The sequence below is a fragment of the Paenibacillus alba genome (assembly GCF_013204855.1).
Lineage (GTDB): Bacteria > Bacillota > Bacilli > Paenibacillales > NBRC-103111 > Paenibacillus_E > Paenibacillus_E alba.
On record NZ_JABMKZ010000040.1, the window covers coordinates 55049 to 75649 of the forward strand.

Sequence of the window (20601 nt, forward strand, 5' to 3'; positions counted from 1 at the left end):
CTAAATACCTAAATGCTCCCTCAGCGTAGAGCCTGTATATTCGCTTCGGAACAAACCTCGTTCAACCAGTTGAGGCACCAGCTTTTCAAAAAATAATACCATCGATTGTTCTGATCCCCCTGGAAGAGCTATAAAACCGTCAATAGCGCCTGCTTCGAACCGTTGTATAATATCGTCCAGTACATCCTCTACCGTTCCAACCGAAACCCAGTGCGCAGATCCTAAGACCTCCGGTCTTGCCAAAACCTCAGCTACCGTGGGTTCATAGTTGGCAATATATCTCCGAAGCAGGTCGGCATGCGTTCGGCTGCGGACTGGCTGATTCGGGTCAGGAAGCATAGCGGCAGTCACGCGATCATTCAATTCATATTCACTTAAATCAAGGCCCATAACGGATTTGAGTGCGGCATGTCTGCGTGCGATACTAAAGTGTGCATTCGCCAGCTCAAATAATGCTTGAGCTTCCTCGCCCGTATCAGCCAAGAAAAAATATAATCCCGGCAAAACTTTCATGGTGCTCGGATGACGCCCATGCTGCTCCGCTCTTCTCCTCAGATCGCTCCGCAATTCTATCCCTGACTCCACATCCGGCATCGCCGCAAAAATAGCATCGGCAACTGAAGATGCGAAATCACGTCCAATGTCCGATGCGCCTGCTTGAAATAAAGGAATCGTTCCTGATTTATGGGCAGGCAGCGTGAGCGGCCCCTTAACGCGGAAAAATTCACCTGAATGATCGATGGAGGCAACTTGATCAGAATCGGAAAATTTGCCTAACTCACGGTCAACTAGGATCGCCTCATGCGGGAAACTCGCCCAAAGCTTTTGCATGACGTGAGTAAATTCCTTTGCTTTGGCATATCTCACTTGTGGAGAAGGCATAGGTGAATCACCAAAATTTTCCGCTCCTTCAATCGATGTTACAATGTTCCAACCCGCACGTCCGTTGCTAAGCCAGTGCAAAGACTGAAGCTGTCTGGCTGCCACATACGGTGGATTAAAAGTCGTGGAAACTGTCGTTACCAGTCCAATCCGTTCTGTCGCGCAAGCAATTGCCGCAAACATGACGGTAGGATCAGGACTTCCAAAGTTAGCAGAATCGCCCAACATTTGCGGGCTAACATAGAGATAATCCGCGCGGAACAGAAAATCGAGCTTCGCCTTCTCTGCCAATTTGGCCAAGTGGATATAATAATCAATGGACTCAAGCTTCTCCACACCGCTATCCTGGGCCCGCCAGCTGTGCCCTTTCATCCAAGTTGCCGATAAAGAAAACCCGATGCATAGTTGCCTGTCTGTATTCACTGGTTGCTAACATCCTTTCAACTATCAATAATAACGATAATCATTCTCATCTAATAGTTTAGCAAGGGTTCCTCCGTAAGGGAATACATAGATAACTAATCCGACATGCACAATTATTAAATCCAGCGATCTGTTAAGTAAAACTCACATAACCTGCACTCAATCGTCATTGCCGATGTAAGCAGAGGGAGACACGCCAAATTTCTTTTTAAATGCCCTGCTGAAATAGAGCGGATTCGCGTAACCGACACTAACCGCAATGTCGCTGATAGGAAAATTACCGATTTTAAGCAGCTCACTGGCCCTTTCCATTCGGTACTGAATCACAAAGTCGATAGGACGGTAACCCGTATATTTATAAAAGTAGTAGGAGAAGCGTTTGGTATTCATAGCATGTATGGCTGCCAACTCTTCAAGTGTCAGCAGATTCATGTAATTTCTTTTAATATATGAAATTGCTTCCTCTATCACTTCTTTATTCGCAGAATTGGTATTCACTCGATGCTTGTGTCCAGCCAGCACTTGATGCATGATGCTCAAAAATATTTCTTTCACACGAAGCTTTCCTATTCCCCCTGGTGTATCTGCATTCTGATGAAGCATTGTCAACAATTCGATAACTTTGGGAATGGTTTCAACCTCAAGCTTGAAGTGAGAATTGCACTCATGATTGCTGTCCTCTACAGACATTTTGCCTAAGCTATAAAAGACGGAGTAATACTCCAACTCGGACTCACTTATAACCTTGGCTTCCATGTGCATGTCAGGAGCCGCATGAAATACTTCTCCTCGCCGCAATTCGTAGATCGTATCATTTACACTTATTCTGACGGAGCCGCGGATGATAAAAAGAAAGCCATACTTTAAAGTTCTGAAAGGACGATGTACACTTTTAGGCTGAATGACCAACCGATAAATATTGTCGATATGATAGGAATCATTAGCAAATCTCTCCGCTAATCTCTCCACATCAGGCATCATGTGCCTTCCCCTCCATCTCTGTTCCAAAATGGCCATTAAACCAAAACCAGAATGATTTCCATACCATACCGTCATTGATTTTGCTTGTCAATATCCAAAGAAGCTGTCGAGAGCTCTCGACAGCTTCTGGTGCGTGGATGAGGGCAAGACATATAACTACTTCGATCTTTCCGCGGCTTTTTAAAGGCATAAGATTTCCGTTCATGGTAGTATCTATGAAAGGACTCTTGCTTTTCATTAGTTAACGCGATAGGACCTTTAGCTGGCTCGATATCGTTCCAAGGTGAATCGCTTCATGAATCAGAGCGAAGTTGAACAACTCCCCGGCCTTGTTGAATTGGAACGGTCCCAAAGCATACGGAATTGAAAGCTTCTCGCCCAGCATTTCAGGCGTCAGCTCAGATAAGCGCGAAAGCTGCGCCGTTAACATCTCAACCAACTCTTCCTTCGAGGGTGGAGCAAACGTCCAGTCCAAAGGCTTTGTTCCAGAGTTGAACAGCGTATCATACGAGCCTGGTATGGCCGAAGGAGATCCGAAGCTTAGCGTAGAATACTTATCCATCCAATAAATCATATGGCCGACATTCCAACGGATGGTATTGTTGAAACCTGCCATTTTAATGTCGAACAGTTCCTCTTGGATAGCCTGTACCTGCTGCAGTACCACTTGACGTACGGTTTGTGCCGTGTTGATAATCATTTCAGACATGTTGAATTCCTCCTTTGTAATGAGAAGCGCTTGATATGTTCTTAGTATAGGTTTCATGGAACGTTCCATCAATGCAGTAGGGATTACCGAAACGTTAAGTATAAGTTAACGATTATTATGGATAGAAATAGAAGATGGAGCGATACATTTGAAAGCAGGTGTGAGCTATGGAGTTAAAACAACTACAGTATTTTATGGCGATTTGTGAAGAGCTTCACTTCACGAGAGCAGCCGAAAAAATGGGCGTCAGCGCCCCCAACATCAGCCAGCAGATAAGGAGATTGGAAGAAGAATTAGGCGTTCTGTTGTTTGATCGTGCGGGCAAAACAATTGTCCTTACAGAAGCCGGAGCGATTCTTCATGAACATGGGGCTGCCGTGTTCGGGCATCTGCAGCAAGCGAGCGATGCCATTGCTGATCTGAGGCAGATGCAAGGGGGATCGCTTTCCATCGGTGTCTTGCCCGGTGACGCGGATCTCCTGTTTAATGCCTTGCTGCTGAACTTTCACCAGAGCTATCCCACCATCTCGCTATCCCTTCTGGAAACCATGAAAGTAACAGAACAAGTTCTGGACCGAAGCATCGATGTCGGCGTAACCATTGGACCTGTTACCGATGAACGGCTTACGTCAATTCCTCTGTTTCATGAGGAGTTCTCACTCGCGGTAAGCAGGAATGATCCCCTTGCTGCGGAGAACATCATCCCCCTGAACAGGCTGAATGCCTTGAAGCTGGTTATGTTCCCGCCCGACCATCAGTGCCGCAAGCTGATCGACCACTTTTGCATGGACAACGGGTTTACTCTGCAGCCGCATATCGTGACGACAACGTTATCCTCCCTCCTTCAAATGGTACAGAGCGGAGTTGGCGCCTGTGTACTGCCGCGATTGCTGCTGGATAATCTTCACAATACAGACATCAAAGTCGTACTCCTAAGAAATCCTACACCTTCTCAGGATATTTGTCTGATCTACCGCAGCGACAGATATGTTGGATACGCCATGCGCACGTTCATCAAGACTCTGAGAGCCTATATCGAGACCGCTATCAATCATGCGAAGTCTTCATAAGATGGGTTAAGATCAGTTCACCCGAGTGCAAAAACCTGCGAAAATACAGGAATTTCCGGCGAATTCGGTTAAAAAGTGGAAATGCCTGCAATTGTGCAGGCATTTTTATCTTTTTCAGCCGCTCATCCAGAATAAGCCTCAAAAGCCTGCACAAACGCAGGAATTTACTAGTCGAGGCTCTTCCAAGAGCAAAAAAGATGTATAATTGCAGGTTTAGAGAAAGCAACTGGAGCTAGAGCTCGAAAGTAGGAGGCTGCTCAAGAGATTATCGGAACCTGTAATAGCTACAGTGAAATAGATCCGAATGGTACATGTATACGCCATGAAAGAAGATCATACGCAGAACGGCCAGTTTATGTCAGGTTACAATGTACAAATCCGAGCTGCCTGTAATCGCGAAGCAAACGATGAATCCCAATAAAAAAACTGTCCCTCAAGTAGGTTTATCTACTTATGGGGACAGCCCTTACTTGCCATGCCACACTTCGTTATAATGGCGCAATCATTCTCAGCAGCACGTCAACTCTCGGAAGCTGGTAGCCGCCAATCTTCTGCACATTAAGCACCATCAGACCGGAGAGGACCGATAGGTAAGATGAAATCATTTCATCCAAATCGCCATCCACAAGCTGGCCGGCCTCTTGCCCTTTCCGGAATAACGCCTGCAGTTGCTTGACGTAATTGTCCATCGAGTAATGCTTCATCAACTCCATCACCTTTTCAGGCACTCCATCTGATGTTCGTGCCTGATGGATCAGCAGAAAGTAGTCCGTACCACTTTCATCCAACATATCTTGCGTTAACGCTTTGATTTTATCGATCGGCGAGCCTGGCAGCTCATAAACAGTTTGCATAGCCTCATCCGATGCCATCATTGCCCTTTCAACAAGTGTTGTGAACAGCTCTTCTTTAGAAGCAAAGTAATGATAAAGGAGCCCATGACTAATCTTGGCTTCAGCGGCAATCATGCTCATTTTCGTTCCAATAATCCCCCGCCTTGCAAAAACTTTAAGCGCAGCGCTCATAATTTGCTCCCTGCGTTCATCTCGAATCTGATGCTGTTGTTCTTCATTTAACGGAGACAATGCGTCTTTCACTCCTAACTTGGAATTAGTTTAATCAATGCTTCTTCCAACGGCAGCTCATATTCTTTCAGCAGGTCTGCAAGAAGTTGCTGTCCTTCCCCCGATGCCTCAATCACCGACTTGACCATCTGTGGATTCAACAACTCATGCAGTGGCAATGATAACGAATTAACGCCCCAGTACAAGCCAAATAACTTGAAATTATGATTCGCTGTCCCCTCTTTCAGGACCAAATTCATATACCTGCTGATAAAAGCAATTCCCTTGAGCGGTTCTGTGCCTGCCTCATATTCGACGCCATCCCACTGCAAATCCGCTGCGCAATTTAACCACCAGGCAGGAGTAATCGCCTTTTCTTGTATCGAGCGGAGCACCTTTTGCTCGAAATGAGGCTCAGGGTTATTCCGCCGCTCCTGCAGCAAGGTGTTTAGCAAATCCACTTCTATGGCAGCAACCGTCATCCCTTGACCAAAAATCGGGTCATAGATACAGAACGCGTCGCCCAACACTAACAATCCGTCCGGCCATCTTTCCATTTGCTCATAGTGATGACGGTAAAGTTCTGGTACGCGAAAACCCTTAGGCGAGGTGATAGGTTCAAGCTGACGCAAGATTTCTGCAATCATAGGAGTAGGAAGCTGAGCGACCCCTTGTTCAAAATCTTCCGCATTCGTTGGTGGATAGTGCCCGCCTGGGCGATACAGCAGCATCTCAGCCACCTGATTCTCTATAAAAGAAAAGACACCCGTAAACGTTCCCTTGACCGGTTGGCCCATGATGTTGATCACATCCCACTTCTCAATCAGGTGATTCAGATGCTCGGGCACCTTATACCGACGTGTACTGTAACCGATAGCTGCTTTCATCCGATCAGGGCGAGGTACGTCATAACCAAACTCCTTCAGCCATTGCGCCAGTTTGGAGGCGCGGCCGCTGGCATCCACAACAAGATCCGCCAAAAAATCGCTCATCTTGCTTGTTTCCCGTTCACGTACTTGGACTCCCGTCACGGCCGTATGATTCGGGGTTGTGTGAAGCCCAATAACATCATGCTTCGCTAGCAGTCGTACATTGGGAATCCCCTTTACACGTCCACGAATCACCCATTCCAGTACAGCACGGCTGAACTTGATATCGTTTCGTTGATAAGGTCCGGCTACCGTTCCATATTGATTCATCATATGAACAGTTTTATTCAGGGAGCTTGGCGAACCAAGAGCCACCAGTTCTTCCTCATAACCTGGGAAAAGCTGTTCCGTAATCATTTTACCACGTTGTGTAAACCTATGGGGATGAAAGCCATGCGGGGTGCCATTCCGATCTTCAGGATGATGCGGAAATTCGTCCTTGTCGATAAGGAGTACCTCTTCGTAATACGACGAGAGAACCCTTGCCGTCATTAAACCTGTGATGCTGCCACCGATCACGATAGCCTTGCCTACTTTTTGTATGTTGTTCATATGATTCACTCCTTTTTTCGATTGACTTGATCAGTCAACTTTCATTCAAAAAAATGTGTTCGCACTTTAGATTGACTCAATCAGTCAATATTAGAATAGATGATTATTTTCCGTACGTCAATAAGCTATATCCCTTTTTTTAACAGGACTCGTCCCAAAATCTCACAACCCACCTCTCCTGCTCAGCAACCTGCCAACGCTCAAGCAATCTTCTTATCATCGCAAGAGCGAAAATAAAAGGAATACATGTCGAACTGTGAATGAATAACAGTTTCTGTTTTCTTAGCCCAAGACAGCAATTTTTATACATAATTTACAGGCTTATAACCTAATAAAACCGGAACCCCATTTCCCCTTGGAGTTCCGGTCTTATTCTCTTTTTTGCCAGACTTTAATCAGACAGTTTCAATATTCGCTTTAAAATATTATATTATTTCCTTATGTCTAAAGCAGCAAATACTTTGGCGAATCCATCTGCTGAACGCTGCAGCAGATTCTCATTCGGTCCTTTTGGCCGTTCCACAGTCAACACTTCCTGCGCGACGACACCTCGGTACCCAATCTGGTGCAGAGCCTTCAAAAACCCGGCCAAATCGATCACGCCTTCACCCGGATACAGTCGATCATTATCTAGTACTTTTGAAATGGGTACATTCCTGGCATCGTTGAGATGAACGTGAACAATTTGCTCTGCACGTAGAGCCAATATATCTTCGATAGTCGCTTCATTCGTATACCAATGATAAGAATCAAAGAGCAGCCCCACATTCGGCTCACCAATAGCCTCAATGAAATCCAATGTCTCTGCAATGGTCCAAATGAACGGATGCTTCCAGCGAGTTCGATAATGGTGGGGGCCGACGAATTCAACTCCGAGAGAAATGCCGAACCTATTTAAAATTTGAGTGCAAGCGCGAAGCCGACGAGTGGCTACTGCCATGAAATGTGCTGGATTATAATCCGTTGAAGGTAAAATATACGTGCAACAACGCGTACATCCCAGGTCAGCAGCGGTAGCAGCGTAAGAAGCCAGCTTGACTATACTATACCTAAAGTCATCTTCGGAGGCTTGCCATTCAACAGGTAGCGAGATCGCTCCAATGACAACTTTTCGTTCACTTAAGATCGCCTTTATTTGTACGACTCCTTCTTGTTTAACCCAATTGTACAATTCTTTGGCGTCATAATCGATCGCCTCAAATCCGTACTTAGCCGCATGATCGACAAACTCGGCCAGACTAGGGAATGGAACAAGACCCGCTTGTGTTAATCCTTTCAACATTGCCTCACTAACCACCTTTCATTGATGTAAACGATGCCCCAATAACCATCAGCGCACGGGGATGCCTAATTGCTTCTCAACAAAGTCTCTGCAAATGGCAAGACTGTTATAGGGTGTACTGGTCGATTGATCGATTTCGACTGTCATCCAGCCATCGTAACCTATCTCATTAATGGCTTCGAGGATCGGCTTGAAGTCAACGGTCCCAAGCCCCAATTCGCAGAAAACGGGCAACGCTTCATTCCCGAGCAGCATGGGGAAATCTTCGACGCGCGCTTCCTTCGGGGTCAAATCTTTCAAGTGAATGTACGCGACTTTCTCTTTGTACTTTCGGATGATCGTCGGCACATCCATATTGGCTCCGCTTAAATGAGCCGTATCAGGAGCAAAATATACTTCTTTGTCCAACAGTTCCATCAAATATTCCAGTTCGTCTTGTTCTTGTAACTCCGTCCATAGGTGCGGGTGGATGCACGCTTTGACGCCTAACTCTAGCGTCCTCTTCGCAGCTTCATTGATTGTGATAGCAGCTTGCTTCAATTGATCGCGGTCCGTTGGGCCTTTCCGCGGTCCTCCAGGTCCAAAGACGATATGAGAAGCGCCTGTTTTACTCAGGATTCGAGCAAGTTTCGCATTATAGGCTATAATACTTTGTCTCATGTCCGGATCTAGGAAACGTCGGCCGGGGCCTCCGGCAGCTCCTCCGTAGACACCGGTCATCGTTAGGCCATATTGCTCGAGAATTTCAATCAACTCGTTCTCCCTGTTCTCGAACTCTTCGACGAAGGCGGGCCATGGCTCAATCGCTTTATAGCCGAGTTTGGCTGCCTCCTCAAAACCAAGCAAATAATCGTGCCCCCATGTAATGGCATGGACAGCTATTTTCCCCTTGAATTCACTCATCGTTATTCCTCTCCTCTTTCCATTATTCACTGATTGAAACCCATTTTTTTAACGCTGCTGAATCGGATACCGCTTGCAAAACAAGTTGATTGCGATACCCGTCTTCAAAGTTGGGCGACGGACTCTCTCCATGAGCGACACCTCGCATCAATTCATGAGCGAGATTAATAAACGTATGCTCGTATCCGATAATATGACCAGCCGGCCAATAAGCCTCGCTATATGGGTGAACGGTTTCTGTACATGAAATTTTACGAAATCCCTGAATGCCTTGTGGATCTTCTTCAAGGTACAATTCCAATTCATTCATTTGCTGCACGTCCCAGCGGATTGAGCCCTTCGAACCATTGATTTCAAAACGGTTGCTGTTGCGGTTTCCTTTACCGAATCGCGTTGCTTCGAATACGCCGACAGCTCCGTTCTCAAATTTGGCCATGAAAGCGACCGCATCATCTACGTCTACAGTGCCCATAAGATCGCTCTCCGTCTTGGCAAGCAATCCGCCACTCATCTCGCCTAGCGGTCGCTGTTTGATGAACGTTTCCATCATTCCCGAAACTTCGGAAATTTCGCCGACAAGATACCGGGCCAAATCAATGGAATGTGCCATGAGATCGCCATGTGTCCCTGATCCGCAAGCCTCTTTCCGCAACCGCCAGACAAGCGGAAACGCGGGGTCCATAATCCATTCCTGCAAATAATTCGTTCGGAAATGATAGATTTGTCCCAGTTTGCCTTGATCGATTAATTGCTTCGCATAACGAATCGCAGGGACAAAACGGTAATTGTGGCAAATCATATGCACGACGCCCGCTTTCTTCACGGCATCACGCATTCTGCGCGCTTCTTCCACATTCATGGCCAGCGGCTTCTCGCATAAAATATGTTTGCCTGCCTCAGCAGCTGCTATAGCAATCTCGACATGCATGTTGTTAGGTGCTCCGATATCGATCAGATCGATATCTTTGCGTTCCAACAGCTTCCTCCAATCCGTTTCGAAAGATGCCCAGCCCATTTTGGTTGCCGCTGCTTCAACGCCTTCACGATCCCGTCCGGCAATTGCCTGCATGACCGGCTCCGCTTCTGGGTCAAAATAGAATGGCAAATCGCGATAAGCATGGCTGTGCGCTTTCCCCATAAATTTATAGCCGATCATCCCGATTCTCACTTTAGGTTTAAGCAATGGTATAGCTCCTCTCTCTTGGAAATGATCCTCGTTCCGAATCACGTCAGCCTTTTACCGCTCCGCTTGTCATACCTGTCATAATCTTATTACTGTAAAATAAGTACAGTAAGATCGTGGGCAGTGACACCATCACAAGTCCTGTAATTTTCCCCGTATAGTCTGTCGTGAATTGGTTGTTGAAGAAAGTTAACCAAATTGGCAGCGTGAAATAAATATTGGTCTTATTCAAAACAAGTGCAAACGAAAACTCGTTCCATGTGGACAAAACACTTAATATGGTGATGGTGGACGTAATAGGAAGACAGATCGGAAAAATCACTTTGAACAAGGTATGATCGAACGAACTGCCGTCCATGTAAGCCGCCTCTTCAATCTCTGAACTTATATCTTGAATGAAACTATCGTACAAAAATATAGCTATTGGCAAATTAAAACAAATATAAGGAAGGATCAACGTGAACCGGTTATCCAACATCCCGATCCATTTGAATTGTACGAATAATGGGACCAAAAGCGAATGAAGCGGAATTGTCATTCCTGACAGGAAGATGACATATAAAAGTTTTTTACCTGGAAACCGGAATCGAGCAAAGAAATAACCCATAATAAAAGAAACGATAACGATGATCGGAACTGTGATGACCGTATTGAAGAAACTACTGAATAAGGCGTAATTCATTTTTCCGATCCGAAACGAATTGAAATAATTTTGCAGGGAAGGATGGTGCGGCAAAGACAAAATGCTCAGACTGAACTCTTGATTTGTTTTTAAGGACGTATACAGCATCCATACGATAGGAAATAGTGCCGTAAGGGAAAATAAGATCACAGTCATATTCATAAGGATTTTCAGTACATATACCATCGGATTTGTCTTAGTCAGCATGTTTCTTACCACCGTCCATCAGTTTGAACATTACAAGCAGCGTACAGCCACTAAGGATCAGCATGCCAATTGAAATCGCGCTGCCATAGTTTATTTTGGCCATAGTGAAAGCATTGTTATAAGCGTATTGCGCCATGACCATTGAGCTTGTGCCAGGTCCACCGCCGGTCATCACATAAATGTGATCAAATACTTTCATCGTCCCAGAGACGCAAAATATGAGGGCTACCCTTATCGTATTTTTCATAAGTGGAAGTGTAATAAGGAACGTCCTTTGCAGCCAGTTGGCACCATCGATTTCGGCAGATTCAAAGATATCCTTGGAAATATTTTGCATGCCGGCCAAAAAGATAATCATGTAAAGACCGATAAATTGCCAGATTAACGGCACGGACACGGCGTACAGCACAATATTCGGTTTATCAAGCCAAGTCACGGGAGCGTAGCCCACTAATTTCAGCAGCCAGTTCAACAACCCAAAACGATAGTTATAAATCAATGACCATATATAACCAGTCACGACTGGCGCTAATACGACCGGCAAAAAAATCGCAATTCGGTGTATATTCCGGATCAGTAAAAACTTGGAGTTTAACAAGGCCGATAAGAAAAAGGCAATACCAACCTGACCTAGTACACAAAACAATACGATGACCATATTATTTCGATAGGATAACCAAAAATCATGGTCTTTCGCTAAATGAACATAGTTGTCCAAACCGACAAATTTCGTATTGTTAAAGTTCATCACGCTGTAATATAAGGAAATCACCAAAGGAACAATGACAATGAAGATATATACGATCAAAATAGGAACCATATAGCGCAGAACTGGTCCTGCATTCAATCGAAATGCTTTATTCAGCATGGAAACCTCCCTGTTGTTATTTCATTGAGTCGCGAACCGTCTGAATCTTCTTGGCCAAAACTTCCGGTTTCACGGCCCCAGCCAGTAAATCCTGAATCCCCTTGTAGATAGCTTCTACTAGAGCGGGAGCTAATTGAATGTCATAAATTGGCGTGAACGTCTTGTCACTTATAAACTCTCTGTATTGCTGGCCGAGAGGAGACAACTTGCTTTTATCATAATTGGAAACTTTCACAGCAGGCTGGTCGTTGATCTCGACTTGTTGCTTGCCGTACGATTCGTCCGAAAGCTTTTTGATCAACTTCATTGCCGCTTCCTTTTTGGCTCCGTCCAATTTAGCATTGTAGGCGAATGACCAGCCTGAGCCTCCAGCTACTGCAGTAGGAGATCCTTTGCCCCCCGGGATTTGAGGCAATACGGCTAAAACCGTTGACTTCTTCACATCTTCCGGGGCTTGTTCAGAAAGCGACCCAACTGCCCAAGCGCCATCCACGATCATTGCCGCTTGTTTATTGTAATAAAGCGTATGTGCTTGATCCTGGTCGATACTGTTAATATCCGGATTGAATGCACCTTTCTTGTTGAGGTCATCTAGGACGGTAAGCGCCTGAATGAATTCTGGATCCGTGAATTTAGCCTTGCCCTCTTTCTGCGCTTTGAACCAATCGGTTCCGGTAATACGATCGGCCAAAGTGCCAAATAAGGTAGAACCGACGGGAACATTCGATTTATTCCCCATGGCGATCGGAATATATTTATTTTGCTTCAGTGTTTCAATTGCGGCCAAGTATTCGTCCCATGTCTTAGGAAAAGACTTTATTCCTACTTTGTCAAAAATGTCTTTGTTGTAATAGATCAGATGGACAGTGAACATCGCTGTTGGCACACCATAGATTTTGCTTCCCTCTGTAAATTCGTCAAAGCTGTTTGGCAAAAATCCGTTCTTCCAGTTTAAATCCGCTTCCAAAGTATCATTGAAAGTCCCCACCAATCCTTTAGGAATATAATCAATCAACATTGAACCATTGGCAACGAATAAATCCGGAAGCTCGCCGGATGCCCCCAGCGTCGTCATCTTGACGCGATACGGATCATGAGGAATGGCTTGTTCTTCCACTTCGATATTGGGATTTTCCTTACGGAAATCCGCAAGTGTTTGCCGGAACAATTTGTTGCTGGCCGTATCATCGACCCAAAAGTGTCCGAACGTTAGTTTTATTTTTGATGAATTCTTATCGGCATTAGCTGACTTGCCAACATCTTTCGTATCGCTGCTGCAACCAGACAGCACTAGCAAGACCACAAGCATGATGGACACAACAGCGTAGGATACTTTTCTTTTATTTCCCATTGAGGTTCCTCCTTGGTATGCAATGATAGATTTTTTTACTCTAGTTTTAAATGTAATCTGAACTCCTCTGTATGCGGTTTCATTATGACCAGTCGAACAGGACTCCGAAATACTCATCCTTGTAATTCCGTAGTCCCTCATAAGCCAATGCCGCTTGTTCCGGTGCCAGCACGTGACTGATAAGCGGCTCAACCTGAAGCTTATTTCGATTCATCAAATCGAATACGATGTTCGAGTTTCGCACTAAAGAGTGTTTGACGAACTCATTTGGTTCAATAGGAAAACGCCATTCGTGGGCACCCTTAAAGGTAATGCATCCTCGATTGTAAAGATGGCAATAATTCAAAACATCCGTAATATCACCATTGAACTCCCCACGTGGACTTCCAAGGAAAACAATCTCCCCCAATTTCGCAATCCACTCCAGGCTGCCTACCCCTACTTGGGGAATGCCCGTCGCTTCGATATGTGTAGATACGCCCGCTCCGTTCGTCTTGTCCAGTACATGTGCCTTGGCGCTGGACACATCACCGTTATGAAGATCGAATACTCCGCAGCGCTCCGCAATTTCGAGCCTCTTACCGGATAAATCGATCCCAATGACACTTGCTCCTTGCAACTGAGCCAATTGCGCAGCCATATTACCGATTAACCCTAGCCCAGTAACACCGACATCGTCTCCGAATTCGATATTGGACACACGAATCGAAGTAGCCGCCACAGTTGCCATTCGTGTAAACGGGACCCATCGAAGATTCATCGTTTTGGGAACTTTCAGGACATTCCCTCGCACCGAAACTTTCTGATACTTCGAATGATCACCGTAATGATAGACAATATCCCCTTTCCGGAATGAATGATCCCCTCCACCGACATCGATAATCTCACTGACCGCCGCATATCCGGGAGTGTCAGGCATTGTGAACCAAGATTCATTGCCAGATAAACAGGCTAATTCCGTCCCAGGACTGATTAGGGTATATAGCTTCTTTACTACGATTTCATCTTCTCGCAGATTGTGCGGATTGAAATCTTCCTCCAGCAATTCGACCTTCCAAGGACTACTGAAAACTACTCTCTTATTTTTCACCCAAAGCACTCCCTTATTCTTTTTTTTAATTATAGCTAATCGCTCAACCGGAGTATTTAACGAGAACTCTGATTTTTTATCAAAATCAACGTAATTAATCTCATCATCTACAAGCTTGACTTTCGGTACATCGTCTATGCTAAACTTACTCATAAAATCTTAAGTGCTCTGTACATGTCATTTCTAACAAGAATGGATGGTTAAACATGGATAATGAATTCGAGATCATTGCACACCCAAGAATAAAATACTTAAATCCGTTTCTCGTGAGTTTATCTTATCGCAATTCTCACTTGCACAATGATTTTGAAATCTGTTTGCTATTGAAAGGCAATTTGACCGTGTACTCCAAAAAAGAAATGTACCAGATCCCCCCAAATTCCATTATCTTATTTAACCCCATTCAACCCCATGAGCTCCATGCTCATGATGGAAACGCTTTAATATTATCCATTCAAATTTCCAATAAGTTTTGTCAGAGTTACTTTCCTTCCATGACCAATATCGCATTCGATTCCGTATTCGTTTCGGCTCTTCTATCAAAGGAAGAACATCAGCTTCTGACCTCCATCTTGCTTGAGATTACAATCTCTTACTTAAATCAAGATTTCGGATATGAATTGATGTGCTTAAGCTCGTTGAACCGTCTTTTCTACCACCTATTGAAATTCGCGCCTTATCATATAATCAGTGACGAAGAGCGGATCAAGAATACGAACCGTTTTCATCGCATGAACCGAATCCTGAGTTACATTGAGGACAACTTTTCAAGCAAGCTTCTTCTTTCAAGCATAGCTGAACGGGAAAATCTCTCACTCCCCTACCTCTCCCATTTTTTCAAAGAAAATCTCAATACAACTTTTCAAGACTATTTAAATCAAGTACGCTTTGAAAAAGCAAAAAAGCTCATTACTCAAACCGATAAAAAACTAATCGATATATGCTTAGAAAGCGGCTTTTCAGATGCGCGTTATCTCAACAAGATGTTCATGAAACAATTCGGCTGCACACCCAGCCAATTCCTGAATCAGAAGGATCAACCGAATTCACAATCTACGCATACGAATCTAAAAAGCATTCAAAAATTCTATAACGATAGTGAAAGTCTAGAAATTCTTAACAAGTACCAAAGTGGAGAATGATGAACTATTCGATTCCCATCAGAAGCTTCATAACATACATTTCCAATCCTTCGAAGTCTCTTCTTTCGACGCATTGTTTCTGATAGTCATAATCGAACATATTAACCTTTTCTTCCAAAGCTTTCACAATGCCCAGACTGTTTTCCAAGTGCTTGTAGCTATCTTTATCAATCGTAGATCGCATCGCTTTAACATCCAACCCAACGTATTCCCCGTTAGCGCCGTAATTATTTTCGACCAATACTTTAATTTGATTGAAAGCCTGACGAAGGTTCTCTACGCCAAAGCTCTTATCCTGGTCAAATTTGAGTCCATTTTGATCGTTTAGATGGACGCCCCATAATTTGTTCATCGCCAGCGCAAATCCAATTTCATGAGAAGGATCAAGGCCAGCCAAGACAGCATGTGCCGACTCCAATAAACCACCGACTCTGGAAGGATCGATTGTAGCGGCAGACACAGCAAGTACGTGGCCCATGGTTCCGCAAATGCTTCTATCAATCGGTTCGTTCGGTTTAGGTTCGATCAGAATTTTGATCTTGCTGTCATATTGGAGCATCTTGTTAATGGCATCCACCAGTTGTTTGGTTGCCTCTACCGGACTTTTGCTTTCCGCGCAAAGCGTCCCTTCCCTAGCTAACCACAGTACAATTTTGTCACATCCTAATTCGTTGGCGATATCGATCGAACGATAAGACCTCCATATTGCAAATTGTCTGTCTTTTTCCGATGTCGACATGTAAGCGCCGTCAATCGTGTGCGGATCCATCCATAACCTTGGAGCAACAAATTCAGCTGCAAGCTGATATTTATCCAAAACCTCCTTCACTTTTCTGGCTTCAGCCTTTATTTCTTCTTCTGTCAGTTCATTGATATTCGGAACAGCATCATCATCATGAAATTGAATCGCGCTGAAACCCATTTCCGCAAATTTCTTAATTTTGTCCTCAAAAGAAATGGTCGTTCTTACTGCAGGTCCATACGTATCGGCACCATCATGAACATTCCAAGGACCTACTGAAAATTTAAATTTCGACATGCGATTAAGCTCCTTTACTGAGTTTTTCCTTGCATTCCTACTCTAATACGCCATTGCCTTTGACACATGTACAGTTTTACGATTTTCCAACTACAGTTTTAATGTCTTACAACATCGTTAGAGGGCTCCTTGGAAATCAATAAGAAAAACCGTCAGGGAAAACATCCTGACGGTCCTTTTGCGTGTTATCCTATTTTTTTTTCATTTGAATGGTTCCGCATTTGGGGCATCCATAAAGTTCAACTGTTATTTTGCGTGAATTTTCCTTGATCGTAAAACGAGCGTAAGAATCATTAGGCTCAACTTGTACATTAATAAAGGGTTGATCTAGTTCTGTTTCATTACCATATCCACACGCAAAACATTTAAGTACACTTGGATTCATAAACTAATTCAACTCCAGTTCCATTTAATTATTACATTTTAAGAAAGATAGAATAATCTTACTGGTTGAAGTAAATTACTGTGTATATGGGGCTTGCTTCGGGTTATCCCTCTCTACCTGGATGGGAATATGTAGCTTGGAATTGACTAGGCGTCATACCAACATTAGCTTTGAAAGAGCGGCTGAACAGATGGATGCTCGAGAAGCCCACTTCCTCTGCAATAACCGTCATCTTTCTGTTACCTTCGACGATCAACTGCTTGGCTTGTTCAATTCTTACATGTGTTACATATTTATGAATGGATACGTCCAGCTGTTCTTTGAACAAAAACGATAGATGGTTTGTCGAAATGCCAACATGGTCGCTAATGGTAACATTATTCAAATTAGGATCATCGTATTTCTCATTGATGAAATCAATCGATTTTTCAATGAGCGCCCACCCCTTAGTTTGCCTGCCTTCAGGATGTTTGGCATTGGATTGACTTTTTAAGAACATGTACAAAAGCTCTATACATATAGATTTTAAATGCAGGAAGTAACCCTCATGTTTATCCTGATAAATTTTGTGCATTAATAGAAACCTTTTCTTCAAATCTATTTGATCCGCTGCCCGCAAGCGGGAGATAGGCTGAATGGAAGCCAGCTTCATTTCTTTCTCGTAAACTTTCTTATGCTTTTCTTTTGTAACGTTTATTTCCTTCCATTCGCTTCTTTCCTCGTCAAAAAAAAGATCAAAATGAAAAATATATTGAATCATCGGAATGGTCGATGTCGTTCGGATAATATGGGGTGTAAAAGGGGGCATCAAAATAGCGTCTCCTTCACTTACATGGTATTTAACCCCATTCAGCCAGAAGTCCGCATCCCCCTGCTCGATATAGGTAAAGACATGATCATAATCGATCCACTCTCCAGAGAGAGAGGTAGTTTTCATAATCTTCACAATCCTAACAAATGGGGAAATGACGTTCATCCACGTCTCCATCGACGATACCTCCATGCATTTGACTTATTTCCTAATTTTAACCCGCATCTCGGAAGAAGTCGATGTCCCAAGTGCATCCACGAGATTACGCTTGTCATTTTGTAAGGACTTGCAATGAACAAAAAAACCTTATTCGAGCGCAAACCTGGAAACTGTCTGCCCGTTCTCGGATAAGATTTCTTTGGTACCGCTATATCTCGATGTATACTTTTCCCTGCTCCACCGACAAATCAAACTTTTCTACGACAACATCATAGGTTTTTGTGCGGACTTTATGATCTACAACAAGACCTCCGGTCTTGATGTCAAATTCCCAATGGTGCCAGGGACAACGAACGATTTCCCCTTCTTGTTCGTAAACAAATTGCCCGGGTAGCGGCGATGTGACCCATGAAGTAACCGGCCCTTTGCAAAGATGGGCCCCCTGATGAGGACAATAATTAAGAATGGCATGAAGCTTTCCTGACAATGTATAAATGCCTACGCTCCGCCCTTTGACATCAACAATTTTCGGTTCGACCCCCGTGAATTCATCAACGGTTCCCAAATAATGGAGCGCCATCGTTATTCCTCCGTTTTGTCCGGCATAGGCAGGCCATAGTACCTGGCAGCGTTATAGTAAAACACATGATCCGTTGTTTCTTTGTCCATTTTTGGGAAAACGAGCTTCGGCGAATCGAAATCCCAATGCGGGTAATCGCTGCAGAAGAGCAGCCTTTCCTTAGCGTGCATAGCCTCGAACAACGTATCGAAAGCTTGACGGTTCGGAGCTTCCTCAATCGGCTGGGAGCCGATGTACATGTTGGTGAGTAAATATTCGCTAGGCTTTTTCTTCACCCAAGGCGTCTGCTCGCGCAGCGCTTTCCAATCCTGGTCGAGACGCCACAAGTAAGGAGCGACCCAGAAGACGCCGCCTTCGATAAACGCCACCTGCAGCTCCGGAAATATTTCGAATACGCCTTCGAAGATAAAGCTGGCCATATGGGCCATATAAGCTTGCGTACGGGCAGCGCGGTATTCAATATAGTAAGAAGGATAGCCGACATTCGTAGCGGGTGCGTTCATCCCATCGCCGATAGCTCCTACATGCATCGTGAAATTGATTCCATGCTTCAAGCAAGCCTCATAGATCGGATGAAACATTTTATTGCCGTAAGGATGATGCGAGCCCGACGGAACATAAGCCTGAACCATTCCAGGATGAGAGCCGAGCCGTTCGATTTCCCGAACCGAGGCGGCGACATCGTGAATCGGCAAGTAGATGGAGCCTCTGAACCGGGGCTCCTTATCGAGCCAATGCTCGATCGTATAATCGTTGAAAGCGGAACACAATGCAGCCGAGTAATACGTATCGGCAGTGTTCGTACTGGCTATAAATTCACCGGTCAAAATCCCGTAGCGGATGTCAAAAGGATTCAACAGCTGCTCGACCATGAAATCCAGATCCGAACCGGCAGGACCGCCGTTTGGAGGGAAGGAATCGGCTCTTTTTCCGATGTTGCCTCCGTTCAGCGTACCCGGCCCCCCGCCAAGACTAGGTCCCCACAGTTCAATACGCTCCCTGTATTTTCGCGGCAAGTAAGGGAACAACTGCTTGATGTCCTTGAAAGTATGATGAATATCGCAATCGATAATTCCAACGCCTTTGCGCCCCTTTGTCTTCTTGGCTGCTGCTTCTAGTAAACTCATGTTTCATCTCCCCTTCTTTGTTTCGGCACGATTTGCGAGTGCATGTTTTACATCTCTATCATAAAACCTGAGCTGCCCTGCCGAAAATGGTATTTCGCAATGACGGTTTGTCATTTTGTAAGGTCAATGCTATACTTTATCCTACTGTCAACAGAGCGATTTCAGGAGGTGCGGACGAAGACATGGGCAAGCGCCAGCATCCTGTCAAATATGAAGAAACACGCCACTATGTTGTAAACGAGTTGGCCTTGAACGGGGGCTTATGGCCAGTCCGAATGGGACGCATCAAAGCAGGCTCGGATTATCGCTTCCCGCAGCGGATGATCGATTATTACGCCTTGCATTTTGTTATGAACGGGAAGGTTCGTCATCGCTACGGAGATCAGCAGATCGAGCTAGCCAAAGGCGATGTTTTTTGTGCATATCCGGGTGTCGTCTACCACCATTTCATTGTTCCGTCCGACCAGCCCTTGGAAATGATTTGGGTTTCCATTGATGGCGGGCAAACTCCGCAGCTGCTTGGCAAAGCCGGCTTCCGTCCATCTGCCCCTTATGTCGCGGATGTGATCGGTAAAGAGCTCGAAACCTCGCTCATTCATCTGTTCAGTCAACAGGAAGATAACGGCGATCGGAGACAAGTCGAATTGATTGCAGCTATCTACCGTATATTTGGACTTATGATTCCGCAAGAAAGCACTGACAAGTTGGGTGCAGGACCTGCTGTCTGGATTCCCCGAAGCATTGAGTACATGAATATGCATTACACCGAAAATATTAACGTGCAAGATGTCGCTGCATATATTTCGGTTCACCGGGCTTATTTCTCCAAAATATTCGCTGAACAGACTGGAATGACGCCCATCCAATATTTGCAAAAGCTCCGCATGGAGAGAGCACTTCAGCTTCTGCAGCAAACACAGCATTCGGTTACGGAAATCGCCATGGCGCTTGGCTATCCCGATTTATATTCCTTTAGCCGGGCGTTCAGCAAGCATTACGCAGCATCTCCGAGTAAGCTGCGCGAAAATGAAGACACAACATAAAAAGCCACCCCGAGATTCTACACTGGTACCCATAGTCTGGACACTTTGAAAAAGTGTTCAGACTGTGGGTATCTTTTTTTGTATACTAGAGTAAGCACCGGAGGGGATTACAATATGTCTAAGAAAATGTTTAGTGAGA

At 44.7% G+C, this 20601-nt stretch carries 20 protein-coding genes; 3 read left to right on the forward strand and 17 right to left on the reverse strand.

Annotation, left to right across the window (positions count from 1 at the left end):
* The 3 genes from HQN90_RS31640 to HQN90_RS31650 form a co-directional block, all read right to left on the reverse strand.
* The gene (locus HQN90_RS31640) at positions 1-1305 is read right to left on the reverse strand and encodes an NtaA/DmoA family FMN-dependent monooxygenase (RefSeq protein WP_173226566.1); all 1305 of its coding nucleotides are present in this window, start codon (positions 1303-1305) and stop codon (positions 1-3) included.
* Positions 1306-1464: 159 nt separating this feature from the next.
* Positions 1465-2286 (reverse strand): helix-turn-helix domain-containing protein, encoded by an 822-nt coding sequence (locus HQN90_RS31645; RefSeq protein ID WP_338042414.1) that lies wholly within the window; start codon positions 2284-2286, stop codon positions 1465-1467.
* Positions 2287-2527: 241 nt separating this feature from the next.
* Entirely contained in the window at positions 2528-2995 is a 468-nt protein-coding gene (locus HQN90_RS31650) for a DinB family protein (RefSeq protein ID WP_173226568.1), read from the reverse strand.
* A gap of 167 nt (positions 2996-3162) precedes the next feature.
* Between HQN90_RS31650 and HQN90_RS31655 the strand changes: the two genes are divergently transcribed.
* The gene (locus HQN90_RS31655; protein ID WP_173226570.1) at positions 3163-4065 is read left to right on the forward strand and encodes a LysR family transcriptional regulator; all 903 of its coding nucleotides are present in this window, start codon (positions 3163-3165) and stop codon (positions 4063-4065) included.
* Between the two features lie 488 nt (positions 4066-4553).
* Here HQN90_RS31655 and HQN90_RS31660 read toward each other — a convergent pair whose 3' ends face one another.
* From HQN90_RS31660 to HQN90_RS31700, 9 genes are all read right to left on the reverse strand, one after another.
* Positions 4554-5150: a TetR/AcrR family transcriptional regulator gene (locus tag HQN90_RS31660; RefSeq protein WP_173226572.1), complete on the reverse strand. Its 597-nt coding sequence runs from the start codon at positions 5148-5150 to the stop codon at positions 4554-4556.
* Positions 5151-5164: 14 nt separating this feature from the next.
* Entirely contained in the window at positions 5165-6610 is a 1446-nt protein-coding gene (locus HQN90_RS31665; protein WP_173226574.1) for an FAD-dependent oxidoreductase, read from the reverse strand.
* Positions 6611-7040: 430 nt separating this feature from the next.
* The gene (locus tag HQN90_RS31670) at positions 7041-7892 is read right to left on the reverse strand and encodes a sugar phosphate isomerase/epimerase family protein (RefSeq protein ID WP_173226577.1); all 852 of its coding nucleotides are present in this window, start codon (positions 7890-7892) and stop codon (positions 7041-7043) included.
* A 48-nt stretch (positions 7893-7940) separates the two neighbouring features.
* Positions 7941-8795 carry a sugar phosphate isomerase/epimerase family protein gene (locus tag HQN90_RS31675; protein ID WP_173226579.1) on the reverse strand — a complete coding sequence of 285 codons (855 nt, stop codon included), beginning with the start codon at positions 8793-8795 and terminating at the stop codon, positions 7941-7943.
* Positions 8796-8817: 22 nt separating this feature from the next.
* Positions 8818-9978, reverse strand: a complete 1161-nt coding sequence (locus HQN90_RS31680; protein WP_246362937.1) for a Gfo/Idh/MocA family protein — start codon at positions 9976-9978, stop codon at positions 8818-8820.
* A gap of 46 nt (positions 9979-10024) precedes the next feature.
* Positions 10025-10867, reverse strand: coding sequence for a carbohydrate ABC transporter permease (locus tag HQN90_RS31685; RefSeq protein WP_246362938.1), 843 nt, complete (start codon positions 10865-10867; stop codon positions 10025-10027).
* On the reverse strand, positions 10857-11735 hold the full coding sequence (locus tag HQN90_RS31690; RefSeq protein WP_173226581.1) for a carbohydrate ABC transporter permease: 879 nt from the start codon (positions 11733-11735) through the stop codon (positions 10857-10859). The genes HQN90_RS31685 and HQN90_RS31690 overlap by 11 nt, the downstream gene beginning before the upstream one ends.
* A gap of 16 nt (positions 11736-11751) precedes the next feature.
* Positions 11752-13086, reverse strand: a complete 1335-nt coding sequence (locus HQN90_RS31695) for an extracellular solute-binding protein (RefSeq protein ID WP_173226583.1) — start codon at positions 13084-13086, stop codon at positions 11752-11754.
* Positions 13087-13168: 82 nt separating this feature from the next.
* Positions 13169-14176: a zinc-binding dehydrogenase gene (locus tag HQN90_RS31700; protein WP_173226585.1), complete on the reverse strand. Its 1008-nt coding sequence runs from the start codon at positions 14174-14176 to the stop codon at positions 13169-13171.
* Positions 14177-14382: 206 nt separating this feature from the next.
* Between HQN90_RS31700 and HQN90_RS31705 the strand changes: the two genes are divergently transcribed.
* Positions 14383-15318, forward strand: coding sequence for an AraC family transcriptional regulator (locus HQN90_RS31705; RefSeq protein WP_173226587.1), 936 nt, complete (start codon positions 14383-14385; stop codon positions 15316-15318).
* A gap of 4 nt (positions 15319-15322) precedes the next feature.
* Here the strand turns inward: HQN90_RS31705 and HQN90_RS31710 are convergent, their stop codons facing one another.
* From HQN90_RS31710 to HQN90_RS31730, 5 genes are all read right to left on the reverse strand, one after another.
* Positions 15323-16357 carry a TIM barrel protein gene (locus tag HQN90_RS31710; RefSeq protein ID WP_173226589.1) on the reverse strand — a complete coding sequence of 345 codons (1035 nt, stop codon included), beginning with the start codon at positions 16355-16357 and terminating at the stop codon, positions 15323-15325.
* 190 nt (positions 16358-16547) lie between these two features.
* On the reverse strand, positions 16548-16742 hold the full coding sequence (locus HQN90_RS31715) for a hypothetical protein (protein ID WP_173226591.1): 195 nt from the start codon (positions 16740-16742) through the stop codon (positions 16548-16550).
* 103 nt (positions 16743-16845) lie between these two features.
* The gene (locus tag HQN90_RS31720) at positions 16846-17730 is read right to left on the reverse strand and encodes an AraC family transcriptional regulator (RefSeq protein WP_173226593.1); all 885 of its coding nucleotides are present in this window, start codon (positions 17728-17730) and stop codon (positions 16846-16848) included.
* A 190-nt stretch (positions 17731-17920) separates the two neighbouring features.
* Positions 17921-18292 (reverse strand): Rieske (2Fe-2S) protein, encoded by a 372-nt coding sequence (locus tag HQN90_RS31725; RefSeq protein WP_173226595.1) that lies wholly within the window; start codon positions 18290-18292, stop codon positions 17921-17923.
* Between the two features lie 2 nt (positions 18293-18294).
* On the reverse strand, positions 18295-19419 hold the full coding sequence (locus tag HQN90_RS31730) for an amidohydrolase family protein (RefSeq protein ID WP_173226597.1): 1125 nt from the start codon (positions 19417-19419) through the stop codon (positions 18295-18297).
* A 182-nt stretch (positions 19420-19601) separates the two neighbouring features.
* Between HQN90_RS31730 and HQN90_RS31735 the strand changes: the two genes are divergently transcribed.
* Positions 19602-20462, forward strand: a complete 861-nt coding sequence (locus HQN90_RS31735; protein ID WP_173226599.1) for a helix-turn-helix transcriptional regulator — start codon at positions 19602-19604, stop codon at positions 20460-20462.
* The last annotated feature ends 139 nt before the right edge of the window (positions 20463-20601 follow it).

Bases quoted from the DNA above. Each gene is read 5' to 3' on its own strand.
- HQN90_RS31695 (WP_173226583.1), bottom strand. From the start codon at position 13,086: ATGGGAAATAAAAGAAAAGTATCCTACGCTGTTGTGTCCATCATGCTT.
- HQN90_RS31655 (WP_173226570.1), top strand. From the start codon at position 3,163: ATGGAGTTAAAACAACTACAGTATTTTATGGCGATTTGTGAAGAGCTT.
- HQN90_RS31670 (WP_173226577.1), bottom strand. From the start codon at position 7,892: ATGTTGAAAGGATTAACACAAGCGGGTCTTGTTCCATTCCCTAGTCTG.
- HQN90_RS31650 (WP_173226568.1), bottom strand. From the start codon at position 2,995: ATGTCTGAAATGATTATCAACACGGCACAAACCGTACGTCAAGTGGTA.
- HQN90_RS31665 (WP_173226574.1), bottom strand. From the start codon at position 6,610: ATGAACAACATACAAAAAGTAGGCAAGGCTATCGTGATCGGTGGCAGC.
- HQN90_RS31720 (WP_173226593.1), bottom strand. From the start codon at position 17,730: ATGGAGACGTGGATGAACGTCATTTCCCCATTTGTTAGGATTGTGAAG.
- HQN90_RS31690 (WP_173226581.1), bottom strand. From the start codon at position 11,735: ATGCTGAATAAAGCATTTCGATTGAATGCAGGACCAGTTCTGCGCTAT.
- HQN90_RS31715 (WP_173226591.1), bottom strand. From the start codon at position 16,742: ATGAATCCAAGTGTACTTAAATGTTTTGCGTGTGGATATGGTAATGAA.
- HQN90_RS31710 (WP_173226589.1), bottom strand. From the start codon at position 16,357: ATGTCGAAATTTAAATTTTCAGTAGGTCCTTGGAATGTTCATGATGGT.
- HQN90_RS31725 (WP_173226595.1), bottom strand. From the start codon at position 18,292: ATGGCGCTCCATTATTTGGGAACCGTTGATGAATTCACGGGGGTCGAA.
- HQN90_RS31705 (WP_173226587.1), top strand. From the start codon at position 14,383: ATGGATAATGAATTCGAGATCATTGCACACCCAAGAATAAAATACTTA.
- HQN90_RS31735 (WP_173226599.1), top strand. From the start codon at position 19,602: ATGGGCAAGCGCCAGCATCCTGTCAAATATGAAGAAACACGCCACTAT.
- HQN90_RS31685 (WP_246362938.1), bottom strand. From the start codon at position 10,867: ATGCTGACTAAGACAAATCCGATGGTATATGTACTGAAAATCCTTATG.
- HQN90_RS31675 (WP_173226579.1), bottom strand. From the start codon at position 8,795: ATGAGTGAATTCAAGGGGAAAATAGCTGTCCATGCCATTACATGGGGG.
- HQN90_RS31645 (WP_338042414.1), bottom strand. From the start codon at position 2,286: ATGATGCCTGATGTGGAGAGATTAGCGGAGAGATTTGCTAATGATTCC.
- HQN90_RS31730 (WP_173226597.1), bottom strand. From the start codon at position 19,419: ATGAGTTTACTAGAAGCAGCAGCCAAGAAGACAAAGGGGCGCAAAGGC.